The sequence below is a fragment of the Enterococcus raffinosus genome (genome assembly GCF_001886185.1).
GTDB classification, from domain to species: Bacteria; Bacillota; Bacilli; order Lactobacillales; family Enterococcaceae; genus Enterococcus_A; species Enterococcus_A raffinosus.
Map to the genome: position 1 here is coordinate 35,172 of NZ_JXLA01000029.1, position 20,778 is coordinate 55,949.

General features: G+C 40.2%; 19 protein-coding genes. All 19 read right to left on the reverse strand.

Annotated elements, in window-relative coordinates:
* Nucleotides 1–137 precede the first annotated feature (137 nt).
* The 19 genes from RV13_RS14850 to RV13_RS14940 all read right to left on the reverse strand — a co-directional run bounded on the left by RV13_RS14850 (nucleotide 138) and on the right by RV13_RS14940 (nucleotide 20,738).
* A complete protein-coding gene (locus RV13_RS14850; protein WP_060789410.1) occupies nucleotides 138–1,265 on the reverse strand; it encodes a sensor histidine kinase in 1,128 nt (375 codons plus the stop codon).
* Complete coding sequence (locus tag RV13_RS14855; RefSeq protein ID WP_060789409.1) at nucleotides 1,238–1,912, reverse strand: response regulator transcription factor; 675 nt, start codon at nucleotides 1,910–1,912, stop codon at nucleotides 1,238–1,240. The genes RV13_RS14850 and RV13_RS14855 overlap by 28 nt, the downstream gene beginning before the upstream one ends.
* A gap of 115 nt (nucleotides 1,913–2,027) precedes the next feature.
* Nucleotides 2,028–2,732, reverse strand: a complete 705-nt coding sequence (locus RV13_RS14860) for an MgtC/SapB family protein (RefSeq protein ID WP_010745728.1) — start codon at nucleotides 2,730–2,732, stop codon at nucleotides 2,028–2,030.
* A 69-nt stretch (nucleotides 2,733–2,801) separates the two neighbouring features.
* Complete coding sequence (locus RV13_RS14865) at nucleotides 2,802–3,509, reverse strand: pseudouridine synthase (RefSeq protein ID WP_060789408.1); 708 nt, start codon at nucleotides 3,507–3,509, stop codon at nucleotides 2,802–2,804.
* Between the two features lie 95 nt (nucleotides 3,510–3,604).
* A complete protein-coding gene (locus RV13_RS14870; protein ID WP_143142298.1) occupies nucleotides 3,605–4,180 on the reverse strand; it encodes a CatB-related O-acetyltransferase in 576 nt (191 codons plus the stop codon).
* A 233-nt stretch (nucleotides 4,181–4,413) separates the two neighbouring features.
* Nucleotides 4,414–5,115, reverse strand: a complete 702-nt coding sequence (nagB, locus tag RV13_RS14875) for a glucosamine-6-phosphate deaminase (protein ID WP_010745725.1) — start codon at nucleotides 5,113–5,115, stop codon at nucleotides 4,414–4,416.
* 156 nt (nucleotides 5,116–5,271) lie between these two features.
* Nucleotides 5,272–5,760, reverse strand: a complete 489-nt coding sequence (locus tag RV13_RS14880) for a hypothetical protein (protein WP_010745724.1) — start codon at nucleotides 5,758–5,760, stop codon at nucleotides 5,272–5,274.
* Nucleotides 5,741–6,547 carry a DUF3100 domain-containing protein gene (locus tag RV13_RS14885; protein WP_028020710.1) on the reverse strand — a complete coding sequence of 269 codons (807 nt, stop codon included), beginning with the start codon at nucleotides 6,545–6,547 and terminating at the stop codon, nucleotides 5,741–5,743. Before RV13_RS14885 ends, RV13_RS14880 begins: the two co-directional genes overlap by 20 nt.
* Entirely contained in the window at nucleotides 6,544–7,812 is a 1,269-nt protein-coding gene (locus tag RV13_RS14890) for a M20/M25/M40 family metallo-hydrolase (protein WP_060789406.1), read from the reverse strand. The genes RV13_RS14885 and RV13_RS14890 overlap by 4 nt, the downstream gene beginning before the upstream one ends.
* Before the next feature lie 460 nt (nucleotides 7,813–8,272).
* A complete protein-coding gene (locus tag RV13_RS14895) occupies nucleotides 8,273–9,412 on the reverse strand; it encodes a mannitol-1-phosphate 5-dehydrogenase (RefSeq protein WP_060789405.1) in 1,140 nt (379 codons plus the stop codon).
* 1 nt (nucleotide 9,413) lies between these two features.
* Nucleotides 9,414–9,851 (reverse strand): PTS mannitol transporter subunit IIA, encoded by a 438-nt coding sequence (locus tag RV13_RS14900; RefSeq protein WP_060789404.1) that lies wholly within the window; start codon nucleotides 9,849–9,851, stop codon nucleotides 9,414–9,416.
* A 28-nt stretch (nucleotides 9,852–9,879) separates the two neighbouring features.
* A complete protein-coding gene (locus tag RV13_RS14905) occupies nucleotides 9,880–11,931 on the reverse strand; it encodes a BglG family transcription antiterminator (RefSeq protein WP_060789403.1) in 2,052 nt (683 codons plus the stop codon).
* 87 nt (nucleotides 11,932–12,018) lie between these two features.
* Complete coding sequence (locus tag RV13_RS14910) at nucleotides 12,019–13,785, reverse strand: PTS mannitol transporter subunit IIBC (RefSeq protein WP_082718865.1); 1,767 nt, start codon at nucleotides 13,783–13,785, stop codon at nucleotides 12,019–12,021.
* Nucleotides 13,786–13,944: 159 nt separating this feature from the next.
* A complete protein-coding gene (locus tag RV13_RS14915; RefSeq protein ID WP_010745717.1) occupies nucleotides 13,945–14,316 on the reverse strand; it encodes a DUF956 family protein in 372 nt (123 codons plus the stop codon).
* Nucleotides 14,317–14,425: 109 nt separating this feature from the next.
* Nucleotides 14,426–15,337, reverse strand: a complete 912-nt coding sequence (locus RV13_RS14920) for a PTS system mannose/fructose/sorbose family transporter subunit IID (RefSeq protein ID WP_010745716.1) — start codon at nucleotides 15,335–15,337, stop codon at nucleotides 14,426–14,428.
* A gap of 21 nt (nucleotides 15,338–15,358) precedes the next feature.
* Complete coding sequence (locus RV13_RS14925; RefSeq protein ID WP_010745715.1) at nucleotides 15,359–16,162, reverse strand: PTS mannose/fructose/sorbose transporter subunit IIC; 804 nt, start codon at nucleotides 16,160–16,162, stop codon at nucleotides 15,359–15,361.
* 33 nt (nucleotides 16,163–16,195) lie between these two features.
* Nucleotides 16,196–17,185, reverse strand: coding sequence for a mannose/fructose/sorbose PTS transporter subunit IIA (locus RV13_RS14930; RefSeq protein ID WP_010745714.1), 990 nt, complete (start codon nucleotides 17,183–17,185; stop codon nucleotides 16,196–16,198).
* A 76-nt stretch (nucleotides 17,186–17,261) separates the two neighbouring features.
* Nucleotides 17,262–17,762, reverse strand: a complete 501-nt coding sequence (locus tag RV13_RS14935) for a PTS sugar transporter subunit IIB (protein WP_010745713.1) — start codon at nucleotides 17,760–17,762, stop codon at nucleotides 17,262–17,264.
* 201 nt (nucleotides 17,763–17,963) lie between these two features.
* Complete coding sequence (locus tag RV13_RS14940) at nucleotides 17,964–20,738, reverse strand: sigma-54-dependent transcriptional regulator (protein ID WP_060789423.1); 2,775 nt, start codon at nucleotides 20,736–20,738, stop codon at nucleotides 17,964–17,966.
* Between the last annotated feature and the right edge of the window lie 40 nt (nucleotides 20,739–20,778).

Here is a 20,778-nt window from a genome sequence, read left to right on the forward strand (position 1 = left end):
TACGCCCTCTTTCCTTTTTCTCATTTCTATACTCTTAGTATAAAAAAGAACCCTTGCAGGATTCTTTCAGCGAACATAACAAATTTGTAAGAAACATCAAAAGAGGTCTTTGATCATTCATAAATCCAAATGAGGAGTTAATCTAGTGGCAACGTCAATTGAAAATTCGAACCATTCGGATGACGTGGCTTCACCATGACTGTCCCCCCTTGACCTTCAATGATCTTGCGTGTGAGATACAGTCCGACACCAGACCCTTCGACAGCAGAACTATTGCAACCACGGTAAAAGCGCTGATAAATCTTATTTTGCTCTTCTTTTGAAATTCCCGGTCCTTCATCTTTAATCTCTACTAAAACATACGTCACTAATGACGATGCTTGTATTTTGACTGTCGTTTTTTCAGGCGAATACTTAACCGCATTTTCTAAAACATTTCCCAAAGCTTCTAGTGTCCATTTTTTATCAACCCACACCCAAAAGTCTTCCAGCAGCTCTACTTCCACTTCGATTTCTTTTTCGATCGCCTTCATGATGACACCATTCACCGCTTGATTGATCAACTGCTGCAAGGATAATTTCTCTGGCTTCAATTGAATCAGATCTGTTTCTAGCTGCGAAATTTTGGATAAACCATCTAGCATCAGATTAAGCTTGTTGATTTGGACTTCGGCTTGTTCCGCAAAATTTTGCCGTTCAGCTGCTTCATACTGATCTGAAAGTGCGATATCTAGGCTTAATTTCAATGATGCTACGGGGGTTTTTAGTTGATGAGTGATATCTGTAATGCTGGATTTCAAGTTCCCTTCTTCACGTTGGCTTCGTTGCAGCATCAATTCATTATAGGCAGTTGCTTCTTGATATTCTTCTGTTTTTACCTCTAGCTGATCATAAATTTTTCGTTTTTGACGAATCAGCCAAAAGAAAAGGACCGATAATACAGACCAAAAAACAAGAAATAATGCTAGATTTCGGATAAAATAGGTCTGTAAAATATGTGATAGATTCATTTTTCCTAATAACCCATATTTTTCTTCCAATTCTTTTCCTTCAATTACCAACTCAGCCGTTTTCGACGCATCAAAATTTTCAATCAGCTTCGCTTCAGAAAAAGATGCTTCCTTATTTAGTCTAGCTAGAGTGGCCTGCTGATTCTCCTGCAGGTCGGAATAGAGTTTCATATTATGCAGGATAAAGACAATCAAACAGCTCACAGTCAGTAAAATATAGAGAAGAATTATTTTTTTTGAACGTCGTTGATCCATAGATAGCCCACTCCCCGAACTGTTTTGATCCGCTCTTTACCTACCTTTTGCCGCAGCCGACTGATGTTGACCGAAACTGTATTAGTATCAACATATTCTCCTTTAGTATCCCATATTTGGTTCAACAGCTGATCCGAAGACAAAATCTGTTTCGGATTCTCCATAAAGAAGATTAACAATTGAATTTCTGTCTTGCTTAAAGGGAGTAGCTCGCCATGTAATTTGACCTTCATTTCTGTTAAAGAGACAGATAACTCTCCCGAAAGCAATTCTTGTCCTTGATTACTAGCGACACGCTTCATCATCGCTTGTACCTTAGAAACTAAGACCATTAAACTAAAAGGCTTTGTCATATAATCATCCGCTCCATGAACATAGCCCGTCACAATATCATGCTCTTGATTGTAAGAAGTCAGCATCAAGATCAACACGTTCGACTGTTCTCGAATCTTTTGACAAAAATCTAAGCCGCTGCCATCTGGCAAAGAAAGGTCGCTGATGATTAGATCAACATCATTTTGCTGAAAGGTCTGTTCTGCTGAAGCAATATCTAAACATGCCAAAACCTCATACCCTTCTCTGGTTAGGCATAGCTGAATCCCATTATTTAAGTTTAGATCATCCTCTAACAAAAGAATTTTTCCCATTTTTTCCTCCTAGAAACTTTACATACTTTCACTCTATCAATGAACGAAGGCTCTGACAACACTACTTTAATGAAAAAGAGGACAAAATCATTTTTCAATGATTTCATCCTCTTTTTTAAACATTGATCATTCGAAGTTTGGTGATGTTCTTATACATTGAAAGATCCTCAATCACATCTGTGTAATTCATCCCTCGCGGCAGATCAATCGTATAAACATTCGTATAAATACGGTAGTCATCCATAAAATCGACATCGAAGTCGACATCCTCCACTTCGATTTTCTTACTTTCAAAATAATTCATGATAAATTCTTTGGTCGCCTCACGGTGGATGTAACGAATCTCCAATTTCTTGATGGCATTGATTTTAATGATCCGTTTAACGACTGTTAATGCTAGCATGATCCCAACAAAGCTGCAGATAGCGATAGTATAATACCCCATTCCAATCGCGATCCCTAATCCAGCACCTGCCCAGATCGAGGCCGCAGTCGTTAGTCCCTTAACTGACCGATTGCTGACCATGATCGTACCCGCTCCTAAAAAACCGATCCCGCTGACAACCTGGGCAATCAATCGCGCTTCATCCGCTCGAACGACACCGACAAACTCCGGTTTTGCCGCAGCATAGCGCAAGGCTTGATCCGCGATCTCTACTTGGATCAGAGCGATGATCGTCGCCCCCATACAAACCAAGATGTGTGTACGAATTCCTGCAGGTCGATTCTTGTATTCTCGTTCAATACCGATGGCGCCACCCATAATCATAGCTAAAAACAGCCGCAGCATAATTTCATAAACTGATAATTTTAAATCCATTTGTGCACCACCTCAATTTCTATATCTCTTCACTTCCAGTATAGCACGGTCAATAAAAAAGAGAGTCTCTCAGCCTTTTAATAAGCGTAACTCCTCCGCTGTCAATGGACGATAGCTGCCTTTCGCTAGATCATCCGGTAAAGTCACTTCACCCATTCGAATTCTTTTTAAGTACGTCACTTCTTTTCCGCAATATTTCACCATACGTTTTACCTGATGAAATTTACCTTCGTGAAGAATGATCCGAACCTTGGATGAATGCTCTGCAACTTCATCAATGAACAATTCTGCTGGCAGCGTTAATTCTCCATCCAATGGAATCCCCGTAGCGAATTGCTGTTGATCTTCCACTGTCATCCTTCCGCTAACTTCAGCGAAATACTCTTTTTCTACATGTTTTTTTGGTGACAACAATTCATGGGCCAGCTTTCCATCATTTGTGATCAGCAAAAGTCCCTCTGTATCTTTGTCCAATCGCCCCACTGGGAACAAGTCCTTGCGATAATCCTTTGGCGAAAATACATCCATGACTGTTCGGTCACGCGCATCCTCCGTCGCACTCACTACTCCCGCTGGTTTATGTAATAAATAGTAGTAATACTCTTGATAATGCAGCTCCTCACCATCAAACTCTATCCGATCCTTTTCAGGATCTACTTGCCTTTTATCTGATTTCTCTTTTTGCTGATTTACTGAAATTTGTCCTTTTTTAATCAGCTGTTTTACTTCCTTGCGGCTACCTAAACCCACCTCAGCCAAAAATTTATCTAAACGCATCCTGCTTTTTTCCTCCGGTTAACTTTTCTATTTTTCACTATAGCCAAAGGAAAGAAAAGAAGCAAGCCCAGCCACATTTGCGACTGAGCTTTTGATTACTTTGTTAATTGATCGATGTCACCATTTTTCAAATACGGAATCCCCCATTGAATTTTTTCATACGGCCAATCCCACCATTGAAGCTGCTGTAATTTTTGAATCGTAGATGGATCAAATCGCTGCTTCAGTTCCTTCGCCGGTACTCCGCCAACCACCGTGTACGCCGGCACATCCTTTGTGACTAAGGCACGCGCGCCAATAATTGCTCCGTCACCAATCCGAACGCCTGACAGAATGGTTGCCTCATAACCAATCCACACATCATTTCCAATGATGATATCCCCTTTATTGTCCCAAGCCGAAGTGACTTCCTGTTTATCCAACTGCCATTCCTCATAAAATAGAGGAAATGTATAAGTTGATAACGCCGATTGGCGATGATTCGCACTGTTGAAAATAAAGGTGGCGCCACAGGCTATCGAACAAAACTTTCCAATGACCAACTGATCATAATTGATGGGATAGTGATACAACACATTGTTCTCCTCAAACTGACGGGGATCATTGCGAAAATCGTTATAGATTGTATAATCTCCGACAGAAATAGTCGGTCGCGTAATCGCTGCATTCAAATAAATCGTCTCATTATCGTTGCTTCTAGGGTAAAGCTTTTTAACTGGAATAGTTTTTTCACTCCTTAATGGTAATCATTTTTCTATTAGACAACTATTCCAGTTTAAACAATGCACCTTCTCATCAAATCACTCTCCTAATCATTCTTTCTCTTAAAACCAGTATAGCACCCTTCTATTCTTAAATAAAAAAAGTACCAAGGAAATTTTCCCTGGCACTAAACGACTGCTTCTTATAATTTGCTTGCTGCGTCTTCGTCAATGATGACCGTTACATCCGCATGGTTTTGTAATACACTTGCAGGTACATCCGTTGTTACTTCGCCATCAATCATGTTTTTGATTGCATCCGCTTTGTCTGCACCGAAAGCCATCAATAAGATCTTTTTGCTTTGCATAATTGAACCGATCCCCATTGATAAAGCATGCGTTGGTACGTCTTCAACTTTATCAAAGTTTCGTTTGTTCGCTTCGATCGTTGATTCAGTTAATTCAACAACATGAGTCGTTACGTCAAATGGTGTACCAGGTTCGTTGAATCCGATGTGAGCATTGCGTCCAATACCTAGTACTTGCAAATCGATTGGATGATCAGCGATTACACCGTCATAACGTTTGCATTCAGCTTCTAAATCTTCTGCCTTCCCATTTGGTACGAATGTTTCTTTAAATGGTTTTTTGTTGAATAGTTGATCATTCATGAAGTAACGATAGCTTTGTACATCGTCGCCTGCTAATCCAACATATTCATCTAAGTTTACAGAAGTCATTTCTGAAAAGTCTAAATCACTAGAAGTCATTTCTTTATATAAAGTTTCAGGGGTACTACCAGTTGCTAGACCTAATACTTTTACGCCGTTTTCCATTCCATCTTTGATGATTTCAAATGCTTTTTTTCCGCCTTCGTTGGCATCTTTCACGCGAATTACTTTCATGGGTAAACGCTCCTTTATCAATTTGGTATACACCAATTTTAACACCCTTTTATCGAATTTGCAACAACAAAGTCTAGACCAAAATATGAAGTTTTTCTTACGATGTCCCATCAAAAAAAGCTGAAGAAGCTTCACGCACTCCTTCAGCTAACTCAGCTATTTTCCTGATAAGAACAACCCAATTTGGGCGATCACAGCACTTCCTAAGTAAGTCCCGATAAAAACAAAGACAGCGACAATCGCAACTTTCCAAGAGGTCTTTCGCAGATCCATCAAACTATCTGCCACTGATAATCCAGCGAAAGCTAAAATCGGTGTCGTAATGGACAAGAAATCAACCCCAGCAATTGCTTGGACAAAGAAATCAGACAACAAGCAGAAAAACAATGACGTTAGAGATACCCAGCCCAAGATTGGAAAATCAGCTAAAACCTTAATATTGGTTTTCTTTACTAACGTTGAGATGAAGACGCCAATCATTGAAAATGCCCATAAGACTACTAACCCTTGAATGGTATTGAAGGTTATCGGTGTAGACTCTGGATTTTTTATTAATTTGATCCCTTGGGTAAATAAGATCAGTGAAATACTCAATAATAAGACCAGTGAAATTTTGATATACTCGTTAGACTGTTTCTTTTCCACGGCGTGCTCCTCCTGTCATTAGGTTATACATGAAACGTTGCAATGGCACCGCAATGAAGACCATCGTGTATGTGCCCAGGAAGCTGGTCAGCAATTGACTTGCCGCTGCATAAGCAGCAATGGTCGTTTCATTTTCAGGCATTAATGCGATCAGTGAAGAAGAGGCTGCGGTCATCATACTTGCAGAACCTACTCCTGAGCTCATCGCCAACGCGCGGTAATCAAAGCCTAATCCAGCCATAATCGGCGCAAAGATACTGAAGAAGATCGATCCGAATAAAGTCCCGATTAGATAGAGGGACAGTACCCCGCGACCTTCTGCCGAATCCAATGTATATTTTTCTGAAATATACGCCAATTCACCTTCACGTCCTAAACCTAAAGTCGCTCCGATTGCTTCACGGCGTAATCCTAGCATCAATGCGACGGGTAACCCAATAAGTACCGTTCCGACATTCCCCAACTCCTGAAATAGAAAAACCCAGCCCACTGTTAAAATTTCTTTCAACCTTGGTGCCACATCGGCGCCATAGCGAGCCATTAGCGGCAGCATGATGTATAATAAATACTTTGCAGAAAATTGAATATTGCTCTTTGAATAAATCTTTGCGATAAGACCTTTACGTATCATTGGTAAGCCAAACAACATCGCTAGTAAAACAGAAAATACTAATGGCAACACGGTGATCGTAGTACTTCCTAACGAGATGAATTGCATCCCAATCATTTCCGCAACCGTTACAACAACAACCACAAAACCAATTAACCAAACCAACTGCTTTTTCATACATTCCCTCCAATTGAATCAATCAATTCTTTATATTCCTTAAATGAACGGCGATATAATTTCGACTCGTCCAAATGACCGGACATTTCTGATAAAACTTCTGCTAAAAATTCAGGAAACGTTTCTAGCACAAATGCTGGATCAATCATTTTGAAATCATCTCCATGAATCGTTCCTTCAAATCCTCCGTAGCTGATTTGGATACAAGGCATCATAAATGCCAAATCACCAATATCACCCGCTGCTGCGATTCCTCCACGGTCATCAATGATATCTGGAATCTTATCAAACTTCGCAAATGCTCGCTCCACAAAACTATTCAGATATCGATCCTGGACAAACGGCAGATAGCCCATCTCTGTTTCGATGGTTACTTCTCCTTCTAGCGCATAAGCACTTCCTTGAGCCGCGCGATCTAATTTGCGAGCAACCTCTGGCAGATATTCCAATGTTTTGCAGCGTAAATCCGTTCCAACCGTAATATGATTTGGAATCACATTTGTGGACATGTCACTGCCCATTACGATTGGATTAACACGGATGGATTCTGTATCTTTAAATTGCTGACGACTCAATCCAATTGCGGTATTGAACAAGGTCGACATGCTATACGCATTGATTCCTGAAAACGGATCAAAACCCGCATGAACTGCCTTGCCCGAAAAATGATATCTCTTATACAAGAAGCCCGCCAGATCACAATTGACTTCAATAGTAGGACGTTCGAATACTTCCCCAATCGCATGAACACAAACACCAAAGTCCACATCATCAAAGATCCCTAAGGACATCGCTTCTGGTTTCCCACCTAAAAATTGAATTTTTCCAGCCGCGCGTAGTTCTTTTCGATAATCAAGATCTAAATATTCCTCCGCAGGAACAAAAATAAAGCACAAATTAAAATCAAGTTCTTTATAGTTCTGGGTCTTTACATAATGATCATACAAGGATAAAGCAATCGCGACTTGGGTAAAGTGCCCACAGTTATGAGCAGCTCCCGTTTCTGGATCCGCTTGAAAATGTGTCGGCGCATAAACAGCATCCAGCTCTGCGATGAAGGCCATCGTCTTCTTCTTATCTGTAGATAAAAAAGTTTTGATTCCAGTTTCAGAAAATTTAGAAAATTCAATCTGTGGATTGATCCGTTTCAATTCATTAATGACCTTCTCCGAGGTGCGATATTCCTTGTAGCCTAATTCTGGATGTAAAAATAAATCGTCAGTGAACCCCTTCAACTCTTGATAATAATCAGCAAACGTCGTCATTTAACTCCCCCTTATTTTGAAAAAAAGAATCGATAGATGAAAAGAAATTTCATATTTAAAAGCATTCAAATCCTCTATTTTTCTTAATTTACCCGAAAAAAATCGTGCAAAATTCTGTATTCCTCATTTTATATGTGAAATTGAATTTCCCGACTTTTTCTATAATATCGTTTTAACAAGAAAGAATCAAGCGGTTTTTGTTTAAAACACGAACTATTTTCGCACATAACACAAAAAATGTTTCTAAATAATGTTTTCTCTTTTTAATTTAAGGATACATGACAAAGAATAGTCTTTCACTTTTTTCTCTATGTTTGTTCATAATTAATAAAAGCCGAAACGTTTATTATAATTTTTGAAATAAAATTTCGTCACTAAGTAAAGACTATTTTCTAACTCTATTATTTTTTCACAAAAAAATCCCAACACAAATTTTTATTTTGTGCTGGGAAATAGATTTTTATTTTTGATATTTTGCGGCGATTTCCGCAATCAACTCATCATCCTGCAAATCTGTCACTTGCTGGATCACTTCCGCAACAGATTTCTCTTTTAGATAGCCTTGCAGTTCAACACTTTGTTCATCGTTGGGATCATCATAATTTAGGATCATCACTACAACATCCACCAAATTGGTGTAAGCCAACCCCCGTTCCTTTAATTCGCGAATTGGACGAATAAAGCGTTCATCAAAGCCTAACTTGCGAATAGGTGTCCGTGCGACACGACTAATGCTATCAGAAATATACTTGTTTTCAAAACGACTAACGATTTTATCTATATAAGCTGAGTGCTTTTCTTGATCGAATTGCCACTTATCAATCAATAGACTCCCCGTTTCTCCAAGAACCGCACGGAGCTTGTCTAGTACCCGTTGATCCGCAATCGCTTCATCAATCGTTTTGTAGCCCTCATAGGCACCTGTATAAGCAACTGTCGCGTGGCCTGTATTAACAGAAAACAATTTCCGTTCAATATACGGTTCTAAATCTTCTACATATTCCACACCTTCAAGACGCAACTCTTTGTTTTTACTTTGTGTAGCATCAATCACCCATTCGCTAAATGGTTCAACAGATACAAACAAAGGATCTTCATGATGTTGGATCGGCACAATGCGATCAACTGCTGCATTAGGAAAACCGATGTATGTTTCTACATATTCCTTGTCTTCATCAGATAAAAAAGCTTGGACTTTTTCCAATAAGAATTGACTGCCGCCAATCATATTTTCGCATGCCACCACATCTAATGGAGCCTTATTTCCTTCGCTGCGTCGTTTTTGAATTCCTTTTGCGATTAATTCCGCAATAAAAGGTAAGATATTAGGGCCAATCGCCGTTGTCACAATGTCCGCTTTACTTACTGAATCAATCACGGCTTCTGGGTTCGTTTGATTGTTTAGCCCATCCACATTTGAAACGTGGATTTCTTTTTGACTTTCATCCGCTAATTGGATCGTATATTCATTTCTTTCATTCAAAGCATTGATGATTGTTTCATTAATATCAACAAAATCAATGGAAAACCCATTTTTTGCCAATATTTCTCCAATAAATCCACGACCAATATTTCCTGCGCCAAAATGTGTTGCTTGCATCCTATTCTACCTCCTGAAGATAGCTGATAACTTCTTCTTTTGTTTTTGCATCTGCTAATTTCACGACATTTTCTACATCTGAACAGAAAATCGCGATCTTCTGTAAGATATCCAAATGTTCATTTTCAATCCCAGCGATGCCAAACAGGACCATCGCTACATCTTCCGTATCATCTTTTCCAAAATGTACACCTGTGGGAACCTGAATGACTGAAATACCGCTCTTTTTAACGAAGCGCTTCGCTTCATCGGTTCCATGAGGAATCGCGATAAAGTTTCCCATATAGACAGAAACCAATTCATTTCTTTCAATCATCGCATCCACATAGCCTTCTTCTACACAACCTGCATCGACCAGAAGCTGCCCGCTGGCGCGAATTGCCTCTTCCCTGTTTGCATATTCTTGATCTAATAAAATCATTTCTGGCTGTAATTCCATTTTCAATTCCCTCCGATTTTTAGTATCGTTAGTTTTCCCGAATCTCTTTAACAAACAAAGAGCTTAACAATTGATAAATAATCTCTTTGTTGCCAAATTTGTAGATTTCAGTATTCAGATCACTTTCGATCACTGAGCTGCTGATTTTTCCTAATAAGCTTTGGTGGCTTTCCGGCATTGGATCAGGTGCTAATAACAGCAAGACCCGTGTTAGTTCAATACTCTTTTTGTCCATTCCTTGAATCAAGAATTTCTGATCCAAGTCATAGATTGTAAACAACGGTTCCTTGACATGAGCATCCGCACAATGGAACAACGCAAAGTTCGTATTTGGAACACCAATTGGTGCCACTAAATAGCGCTTAATTACTTTATCCGTAACTATCTGAGCATCTGAAACGATCGTGCCTTGCAGCTGCTGGATGATTTCCTCCAACGTAAGTTCAATCGTTTCCTGTGCATGGATTGGCTTCACATCAAAATTCTGCAACAGATTATTGGCGATTCGCATCGTTTCATAAATCTCATCAAAGGCTTCACTTGGCTCTTGTTCCGGTTCATCAATTATTTCACTGACCTTGTCAGGATGCAGTGTTTGAATATATTCCTTGATTTCTTTAATCTCATCATCTAATAAAAGAGGTGAAATCACCTTGTAGGGCAAATTAAAGCCCGGTAAAAATACCGTTGCCAGAATCAAATCATAACTTTTATAGTCTAATTGATTCATTTCAGAAATCTTTGCAACCTGTACTTTCTCAATTTCATTCAGATACTTATGGATGCGACTCTCTAAAATACGTGCCGTACCAATACCGCTAGAACATAGGACTAATGCGGATAAAGCCCGCCCGTTTGGATGCCGTTCCAAAGATGTCGCAAAATGAATCACCACATACCCCAGCTCATCCGCAGTAAATTGATGATCCGGAAAAACAACCGCCAATTCTTTGATGATCGCTGTCGTCAACGCTTGGTACTTGTCGCGAATTTTCTGTAGTAACGGGTTATTCGCTCCTTGAATAACCGTTAGATTCCGCTTCAAAGCCGCAGACATATGAGCAGATAGATCATTAAAAAGCTGCTCATCCTTGCGAAAATCAATCTCAGTTGCTTCAGAAACTAAACGAATCAATTCTTTAATCTTGTAGGAAAGCTCGACGTCAAAACTATCGATAAAAATATTTTGCGGCTTCTTATAATTCACACCCTCCAGTTGGAAAGCAAAGAAGCGAACCTCCTGGGGCGGAATCGATTTTTTGATCGTTGTGGCGACTTTAATCATGATCTGACTCGCAATCTGCATGCTTTCTGGTTTGGCTTTATTCTCCTGCTCGACTTCGACAAATCGATCTTGACCCATTCGATCAATAGAGAGTGCTAACAAAATCAAGACCCGCTGCAATTGATTGTCCGTCACCTGTTCAAAAGCTTGTTGAGAGACCTGCTCGAAGATGGTTCGTGATAGTAGCAAGCTCGACTGACTTAGTAAATTCAAGAAAAAATTGTCCGTCGTCTTTTTTTCTTCATCTAAAGAATCAATGAAGTGGAAAAAATCAAACTCGCTAACACCGTTATAAATCAAATTGCTCAATAACTGGCGACGCTGTTTTTCCCGCCCAACGATCCGAATTCCTCGCCCCTTTAACCGTTGCAGCTCTAACCGATAATCGGTCAAACTCGTTTCGATTGCTGCTAAATCAGAAGTAATCGTGGCCGGACTTACTTTAAAATCAATCGCCAGCCCTTCAATCGTGGTTTCTTCCTCCATCAATAGCAACGAACAAACAATCGCACTCTGACGTTGCACATTATCGGTAAACAGTTCCGCCTGTTTCTCTTCCAATTGCTGTTGCAAGCGCTCCAGATTTACTGTCTCCCCAACGATACGATAGCCTTCGCCTCGTGGCTTGATGATCTGAATGTCCTGTGATTTGATGGTTTTCTCAATGCTTGAGATCTCACGGTAAACCGTTCGCTTGCTGACCTGTAAAATGTCTTGCAATTCCTCCGGTGTAATGCCGTTAGGATAATCTAATAAAAGGGAAAGTATCTTTTTTTCGCGAATCGAAAAATACACAATATCTCCTCCAATAATTTCAAAAGGGTAAAAGCAGTGAGAATCCCCACTGCTTTAAGAGTAATACGATTCTAGATAAAAGACTACTTATTTCCTTAAGTTTTGAATGACTTTATCGTATTTTTCCGAAGCGACCAAATCTGACAACGGTACATGAGTAGCGCTTGGCGCTTGTTGCTCAGCTTTGATTGTTTCATCATTATTAGTAATGATGAAAGCGTTTGTTTCATCTTTTAGTGAGCTTATCGGTTCAACTGTTACCGGATACGCTAATTGATTGTCCTTCAATAATTTTTTCAGGATCGTCGCTCCCATATTTGCTGAGCCCTTCACTTGATCATAACCAAAGATAATGTGATCGACTTTCGAGTAGTCTGCTAATCCTTCTACCACATCATCTGTCAGCGGCTTTTTTTCATTGTCACCTGCAGTTGGTTCAGTAGACAGGCGTTCAACGATTTCATCGTAACGCGGAGAGTTCATGAAGTTTTCCACTTGAACAAAGGTTGCACTTGGTGCCTTTTGTGAAGCCCGTTCATGCAATTCTTCTTGAGTGACAATCAAAGCATTTGGATCGTCTGTTAAGTTATTAATTGCTGAGTTTGAAACTGGCAATCCCAAACCCGCTTTCTTCACTTTATCGCGCAATACCGAAGCCCCCATCGCGCTTGAGCCCATCCCCGCATCACAAGCAAAGATGATCTTGTTGATGTTACCAAACATTTCTTGGTTGTCAGCTTTCACTGCGGTTTGACCTTTTGATTGTGCTTTTGCATCTGCAACTGCTGCTTGAGTTGCTGCCAAATCATCTTCTTCGTTGTGATCCGACTTGATAATAATCATAGCGACTAAGAATGAAACAGCACACCCTACAACGATCCCAGCTAGGTTAGCAAAAATCGCATCTGGCGGTGTCATAGCCATTACAGCAATGATTGATCCTGGAGAAGCAGCAGCACGCAGCCCTGCACCTAACAATTGGAAAGTAAAGGTTCCGGCAACCCCACCAGCCATAACAGCTAGGAATAAAAGGGGTTTCATCATGACATATGGGAAGTAGATTTCGTGAATCCCACCTAAGAACTGAATAATGATTGCTCCTGGAGCAGAAGATTTCGCTGCACCTTTACCAAATAATGTAAAGGCTAATAAGATCCCTAAACCTGGTCCAGGGTTAGCTTCTAATAAGAATAGAACAGATTTTCCAGCTTCTGCTGCCTGCTCGATCCCAAGTGGCGTTAAAATACCATGGTTGATTGCATTGTTCAGGAATAAAATCTTCGCTGGTTCAATAAAGATGTTTGCTAGTGGTAACAAATGCATATTAATAATTGATTCAACACCGGCTGCCATCAAATTGGTTAACGAGCCAACGACTGGCCCAATCGCATAATACCCAATAATTGCTAAAGCAAATCCAATCAAACCAGAAGAAAAGTTATTCACTAACATTTCAAATCCAGCTTTGATCTTTTCTTGGAAAGCGTCATCAAATTTCTTGATGCACCAGCCGCCTAGAGGGCCCATCATCATTGCACCGATAAACATTGGCACATCTGATCCTACGATAACCCCCATCGCTGCGATCGCCCCTACTACCGCACCACGTTGTCCATGTACCATGCTGCCGCCTGTATAAGCGATTAATAATGGCAATAAGAATTTCAGCATTGGATCAACTAGTGACGCTAGCTGCTCATTTGGAATATATCCATCTGGAATAAATAAGGCAGTGATAACACCCCAGGCAATAAAGCCGCCAATATTGGGCATGACCATTCCCGACAAGTGACTTCCGAGACGCTGGACTTTTGCTTTAAGTCCACCCTTTTGTCCAGTAGCTTGCATTTCCATTTTCTTTTCCTCCTTAAGAAATAAGATAAAATGATTTCGTTTACATATTTATCATATCCTCTGAGGTATCCGCTTTCAATCAAATCTAGATAGAGCTTTGGCACAGAAGTTTGTGACAAAATTAAAAAGCCGTCTATCACAGAGATAAACGACTTTTACTTATTTATGAAGTTTATTTCGAACACCACGTTTAATGACATCAAAAAAGCCAAGTGATCGAACCATGTGGTCAGGATCCACATATTCACGAATTGCTCGTAAAACCTTTTTTGGTTCTTTTGAAGCAAAAGAATATGTCCCATTCTTTTTCGTTTGGATTGCGTAACGAGGAATCCATTTCCCTTTAAAAACGACAGAAGCAATAACGTAGTCTACCTCTTCCCAAGGGATTTGAACAAATTTTCTGGCATCACGATTGTTGAAAAATTCAAATCCTTTGTCACCAATCATAATTTTTCCATAATCAGCCACACCTAAGTACGAGGTAGCATCGATTGTCAAATCGATCTTCGTATTGATTGATTGAACCATTAGACCTACTCCATTTCCATATATGTATCTATTAAATCATTATACGTATTTTACTCTTATTAAGCAAAAAATGCTCGGGCAAGCCCGAGCATTTCAATGATTGACTTTCTTACATAATACCTAATACGTGTAAGCCAACACCTACTACGAACAAACCAAGAATGATAACGATTGGAGAAACTTTTTTCTTCAATAACCACATGCAAAGTAATGTCAATAGTAATGCAGCAAGACCAGGAATCAATGAATCTAAGTTATCTTGTAAAGTAGTTACTTTTGAACTATCTAGTGCAAGACCTGAAGCTTGTTGAGATAAAGCTTCTTTAATTCCTTGAGCACCAGCAGGCAATTTGTCCCACTCAATGTAAGCACCTTTATCTAACTTAACAGTAGATACAACCGGAGTGAACTTCACATTTACCCAACGCTGTACCAGTGCTCCTAAAACGAACATCCCTAAAATAGATGCACCTTTAGTAACTTTTTGTAATAATCCACCTGAAAGGTCGTCAGTGATTTTAGAACCAGCACGGTAGCCGAATTCTTGTGTATACCACATAAATGCCCAACGAATAATATTCCAAGCAAGGAAGAAGATGATTGGTCCTAAGATATTTCCAGCTAGAGCTAGAGAAGCTCCTAAGGCACCTAACATCGGACGTACAGTAAACCAGAATACTGGGTCACCAACACCGGCTAAAGGTCCCATCATACCAACCTTAACCCCTTGAATCGCTACGTCATCAACTGGCGCACCATTTGCTCGTTCTTCTTCAAGTGCTAATGTAACCCCGATGATTGGTGATGCGATATATGGGTGAGTATTAAAGAATTCCAAGTGACGTTGCATTGCTGCTGTACGGTCTTCTTTAGTTTTGTATAATTTTTTGATAGCTGGTAACATTGCGAAACACCAACCACCATTTTGCATACGTTCGTAGTTCCATGATCCTTGAATGAAGGTAGAACGCCATGCAACGGCTAAACGATCTTTTTTACTTAATTCGATTTTTTCTGCCATTTTATTTCTCCTCCTTCAAGTTTAATAATCATTCAAAATGTCGCCTAGTGGGTCTCCAGTATTGCCTCCGCCACCATTAGATGAACCACCTGAGCTTTCTTGTAGGTTCAAGTAAATCAAAGCGAATGCAACAGCGATAACACCAAGTGCGATCAATGTCAATTCTGATAGAGCTGCAATGGCAAAACCAATTGCGAAGAAAGGCCATACTTCTTTTGTAGCCATCATGTTGATAACCATTGCGTAACCAACGGCAACAACCATACCACCACCGATAGCCATACCATCAGTTAACCATGCAGGCATAGATTCTAAGAATCCACGTACAGTGTCAGCAGGAATTACTAGTAATGCTGCAGAAGGGATCGCAATACGAACACCTTGCATACATACCGCAATGATATGCCACATTTCAACTTTACGCATTTCGCCTTTTTCAGCCGCAGCATCCATAAAGTGAACGATTGGCACAGCCAAAGTACGAACGATCATTGTTAAGAACAATCCAGCAACAGCTAGAGGAACAGCAATCGCGATAGCTGAAGAAACACCTTTAACTCCTTGACCACCTAAAACTAAAATAATTGCAGATGCAACAGATGCTAATGCAGCATCCGGTGCTACGGCAGCCCCGATGTTTGCCCAACCTAAGGCGATCATTTGAAGCGAACCACCTAAAACGATTCCTGCTTCTAAATTACCGGTTACTAAACCAATTAATGTACATGCTACTAGCGGTTGGTGGAATTGGAATTCATCCAAGATCCCTTCCATACCAGCTAGAAAGGCAACGATTACTACTAATACCATTGAAATACCAGACATTATAAGCCCTCCTATTTAAGTTAATTTTGTTGCTTAAGCGTTTTTCAATTCATTTTTTGCTTTGTTAAGGATTTCATCCATGTTGTCTTTAGAATCATTTGGTACTTTACGTACATCAAATTTGATTCCTTTCGCTTTCAATTTCTCGAAAGTATCAACATCATCTTGACCCATTGACAATACTTTACTTACTACGACTTTCCCAACTGAGTGAGCCATTGAACCAACGTTAACTTCTTTAATATCAACGCCACCTTCAACTGCACGTAGAACATCTTGAGGGTTTTCAAAAAGTAACAACGCTTTCGTATTTCCGAAACGAGGATCTTTTGAAATTTCGATCATTTTATCAACAGGAATAACATTTGCCTTAACACCTGGAGGCGCTGCTTGCTCGATCAATCTCTTACGTAGATCATCTTTTGCAACGGCATCTGAAACAACGATGATCCGACTAGGACCTGTTGTTTTAGTCCATGCTGTAGCAACCTGTCCGTGTAGTAGACGAGAATCTACACGAGCTAATACGAACTTGATATGTCCATCTCCAAGTACAGTTCCTTCTGGAATCGCACCTGTTGGTTGATTGCTTGCTTCCGCAACTGGTGCAGCTTCTGCTGGTTCTAATTCCTCTGGGCGAATTCTAACGCCTTCTTTAGCTGTCCCAGAAATGTGAGCAGCGATTTCATGCGCAGTTTCCATTGAGAAACGTGAAGCATAAGCTTCAATAACCATTGGTAAGTTCATACCGGCAACAATTGCCCATGTGTCTTTGTGTTCTTCAAACAAGCTGTTGGCTTGGTTGAAAGGAGTTCCACCCCAAAGATCGACTAAGAATAAAACTTGGTCTTGGTTTTCGAAAGAGGCAATTGCTTCTTTCATTTTTGCCTTAACATCATCGGGTCCTTCACTTGGCATCAAAGTTACTGCTTTGACATTTTCTTGTTCTCCAAAGATCATCGCTCCGGATTGCAAGATACCATTAGCGAATTCACCATGACTGGCAATGATAATTCCTACCATCTTCATACCTCCTACTATTATTGTTACAGCTCAAAAATATAAATAAGTTCTTAAAAAACCTGTAACCAAAATTAATTTACTGCAGCATCTTCTCTTTTTTGATCAATTGCATCAGATCTGTCTTCCGGTCTGTCGGTACTTGTCGAATTTCTAATTCAATACCTGCTTCTGTCAACTGAATAAATGAATTTACGTCGTTACCATCCACAGAAATAAAATTCGTGATCATTTTTTTGCCTTCGCAAAATCGCATACCACCAATATTGACCGTTTTCAAATCAACACCTGCCTCAACGACCTCTACCACATCTTGCGGGGAAGCAAACAATAGCATGATTTTCATTCCATCAAACAATTGATCTTGATACACTTCAATCAGTTTCCTTTTTGTGACGACATTGGACTTGATTCCCGGCGGTGCGGCTTGCTTCAGGAGGAACTTACGCAACTCATCGTTCGCAACTTCATCGCTAACTACTAAGATGCGTTCGATCCCTGTCGCTTTAGACCAAACTGTCGCTACCTGACCGTGAATCAAACGATCATCGATACGAGTGAGTCGAATATCCATTACCATCCCACCACCTCCTGCTACTACAAGGCTCAGATGCTAAAAGACTTGTGCTACATTTTCTTGAGTACACTAACACACAGGCACTCACTTATAATAAAGCAAGTACCGTGCCAAAATACACTAGCAAGAAATTCTTTAGTTATCGCTTTTTATAACGATACACAAAAAGGGATACAGTATACTGTATCCCTTTTTGTGTATTATTTATACTCTAATTTCTTCATTGTTCTTAAGCAATTGATAAATATAATAGCGTTCAGAAGTCGGGATTGTAATACGGAGCTGACTCTCCAATTCATTTAACCCGCGATTCATCACGACGTTATCCGTTACATTTTGATACATTCGCTTAGACTCGTCATCTACTTTCAACGGCTGCTGCAAGATTCCTCGTTCGATTGTTCCCGCCATATGCATCACAAAGTTCACCATTAAGGCGTAATCCGATGAATCTCCGCTACTATCAATGACTGTTTGGGCTAATCGCCACAATGGGTCAATCAATTTATAAGGATTGATAAACGTGTAGCTTTCTTCCATAAATTTGGTACACAATTCTCTTGCCTTGGTTTCATCTAAAATGACTTCTTCCTGTTCCGACAAATCATTCTCTAGTAACAATTCATCAAGAATTTGATCCGCCTTTTGATTGATGAATTTTTCCATTGGAATATATGGTGCTCCAACTTTAGGGTCCATAATTCCCGTCGTTGCTAGTATTTTGAATTCTTCCTTAAAAGCAGGAACCTTCGATTTAATATCTGCAACGGACAAAGTTAGCACTTCAATGTGTTTTAAGTTGCGTTGCTTCAACGGACGTTCGATGATTTCTTTTAATCGTTGAGCCGTTCCCTCTCCAGAAGCACAAATAGCTAAGATCGCTTGTTTCTCATGTGATTCCTCTTTTTCCTGTGTAACGTGTCCATACCCGCGGAACCCTTGTAGTGACTCATACAATTCATCTACTCCTGAACCTAATACACTGGATTTCCGTGCAGCTTCAATTAATAACGGCGTCGTCACCATATCTAAGGTACATACTTCAATTCCTGTATCTTTTCGAATTTCTTCATTAAAAGTAGCGAGAGAGCCCATGTCAACCATGATCAATACGCCACTGCCTTCATCAATCTGCGTAACTGCTTCCCGCATTTTTTCATAGGCAACTCGCGGATGCATATCTAGCGGCATATCCACAGAGATAATGTTGGAGACATCTAGTAGCTCGCGAACAACTTGAGCCATAGAAGTCGCCGTACTATTTCCATGAGCAGCTACGACTACACCGATTTTACCAGCGGACTGATCTTCCCTTAAGGAAACCAGTAGCACTGTTAAATAATAGTCTTCACTGTCTGGAATGACTACTTGAAATTCTTGTTCGACCAATTGACGAATCTCCTGAGCGACAGCAAATTCTGTTGGATAGTCCTTCGCCATTTCCCGTATGTTAGCGTTGGTCTCCCGAGTTTCTCCTACATGAATTTTTTTCAAGAAAGAAGAAATGTGAAGACTCATCGCATAGATAAAGTTTTGTTGAAAATGCGTTTCTAGGCGTTCGCTTACTAGAACCGCGATTTTATTACTTACATCTATAACATGCTTATCGACAAATTCGGTTAAACGAGTTTCTGTATCAAAGGTAAAGCCATGATCTTTATAAAATGATTTCAAATGAACATTAATGTCGGTTGAAATAAAATGATTGATGGTTTCCTGATCTAGTCCCTCTGTCTTTAGTAATGCCGCTTTATCCCCAATAATATCGTATAAATTATAAGGCAGTTCGTAGGTATCGGTTTTGATCAATTCATCAATCTCATTCGGAGTGACTATCATCTCTGGTTCAAGATAAGGCGATACATCTGTTGTCTTCATTCGATCCGCAGAAAGCTGAACTAACCCAGCTTTTATTCCTTCGGTCAGATCATTCAGTGTGATGTGAATCTCTTCTTGCATCATGTGATTCATAAAACCACGAGCACAGATCAGTTGCACGTTAGATTTCAATTGTCCGACGTTCCCATAAGAAACGCTTCCAAGTAAAGCTTTAACAACATCTTCCGTCAAAGTGATTTTTCGTTGGATCCGATTGGCTTCCATTGCCACCATTACACGGACCAAATCCAATTGCTCCGCAGCAGGACGACTGCTAAAGGCCGGCATTTGAATATTGATCGGGATTCGGCGCACAAATGTATCTAATAAAGCCGAATGGGGATCTTCCGTAGTTGCACCCACGATTCGGACATTGGCAAAACGATTTTTTCCAGTTTCACCTAGACGGCTGTAGGTTCCATGATCCATAAAATAGAAGATCATTTCTTGCCCTTCCGGTGGCAAGCGGTGAATCTCATCTAAAAACAGCATTCCGCCATCAGCCTGCTGGATCAATCCTTCTTTTTCAGTATCCGCACCAGTAAAGGCACCTTTTTCATAACCAAACAGATGACTCATTAATAATTCCGGGTTATTGGCATAGTCCGCACAGTTAAACACAATAAGTTCGCGATCCTCTTCAACCACACCTTCAGTTTGCGCAAATTGAAACATCGCGTGAGCGAAAAACGTCTTACCAGAGCCAGTTGGGCCGGTAATTAAACAGTTCAATCCGCGAGGTGGGTACAAGATCGCGGCTTTGGCCTGCTCAACGGCATTGCGCATACTTCCCGTTGAACCAATGATCTGAGTGAATACATTTCCCTTATTCTGATTCAAAATCTTTTTTTCCGGTGGTTCTACCACAGTGTTTTTTACTTTAGGCGCTTCGGTGTCAAACGACGTTTCCATTGATTGGGTCGAAACAAAATAGCGGACGGGCCTTCCTTCACTTTTACTTAATTGGCCTTCCTTCACAAGAAGATTCAAATCCTTACTGGCATTTGTTCGTTGAATATCCAATGAATCTGCAACATCCTTCGTCGTTACATTTGCATTTTCTGAAACAAAGCGATAAATGCGGTCAATTCGTCGTTCCATATAGTCACCTACTCGTAATATATATTTTGAAGAAACTTTC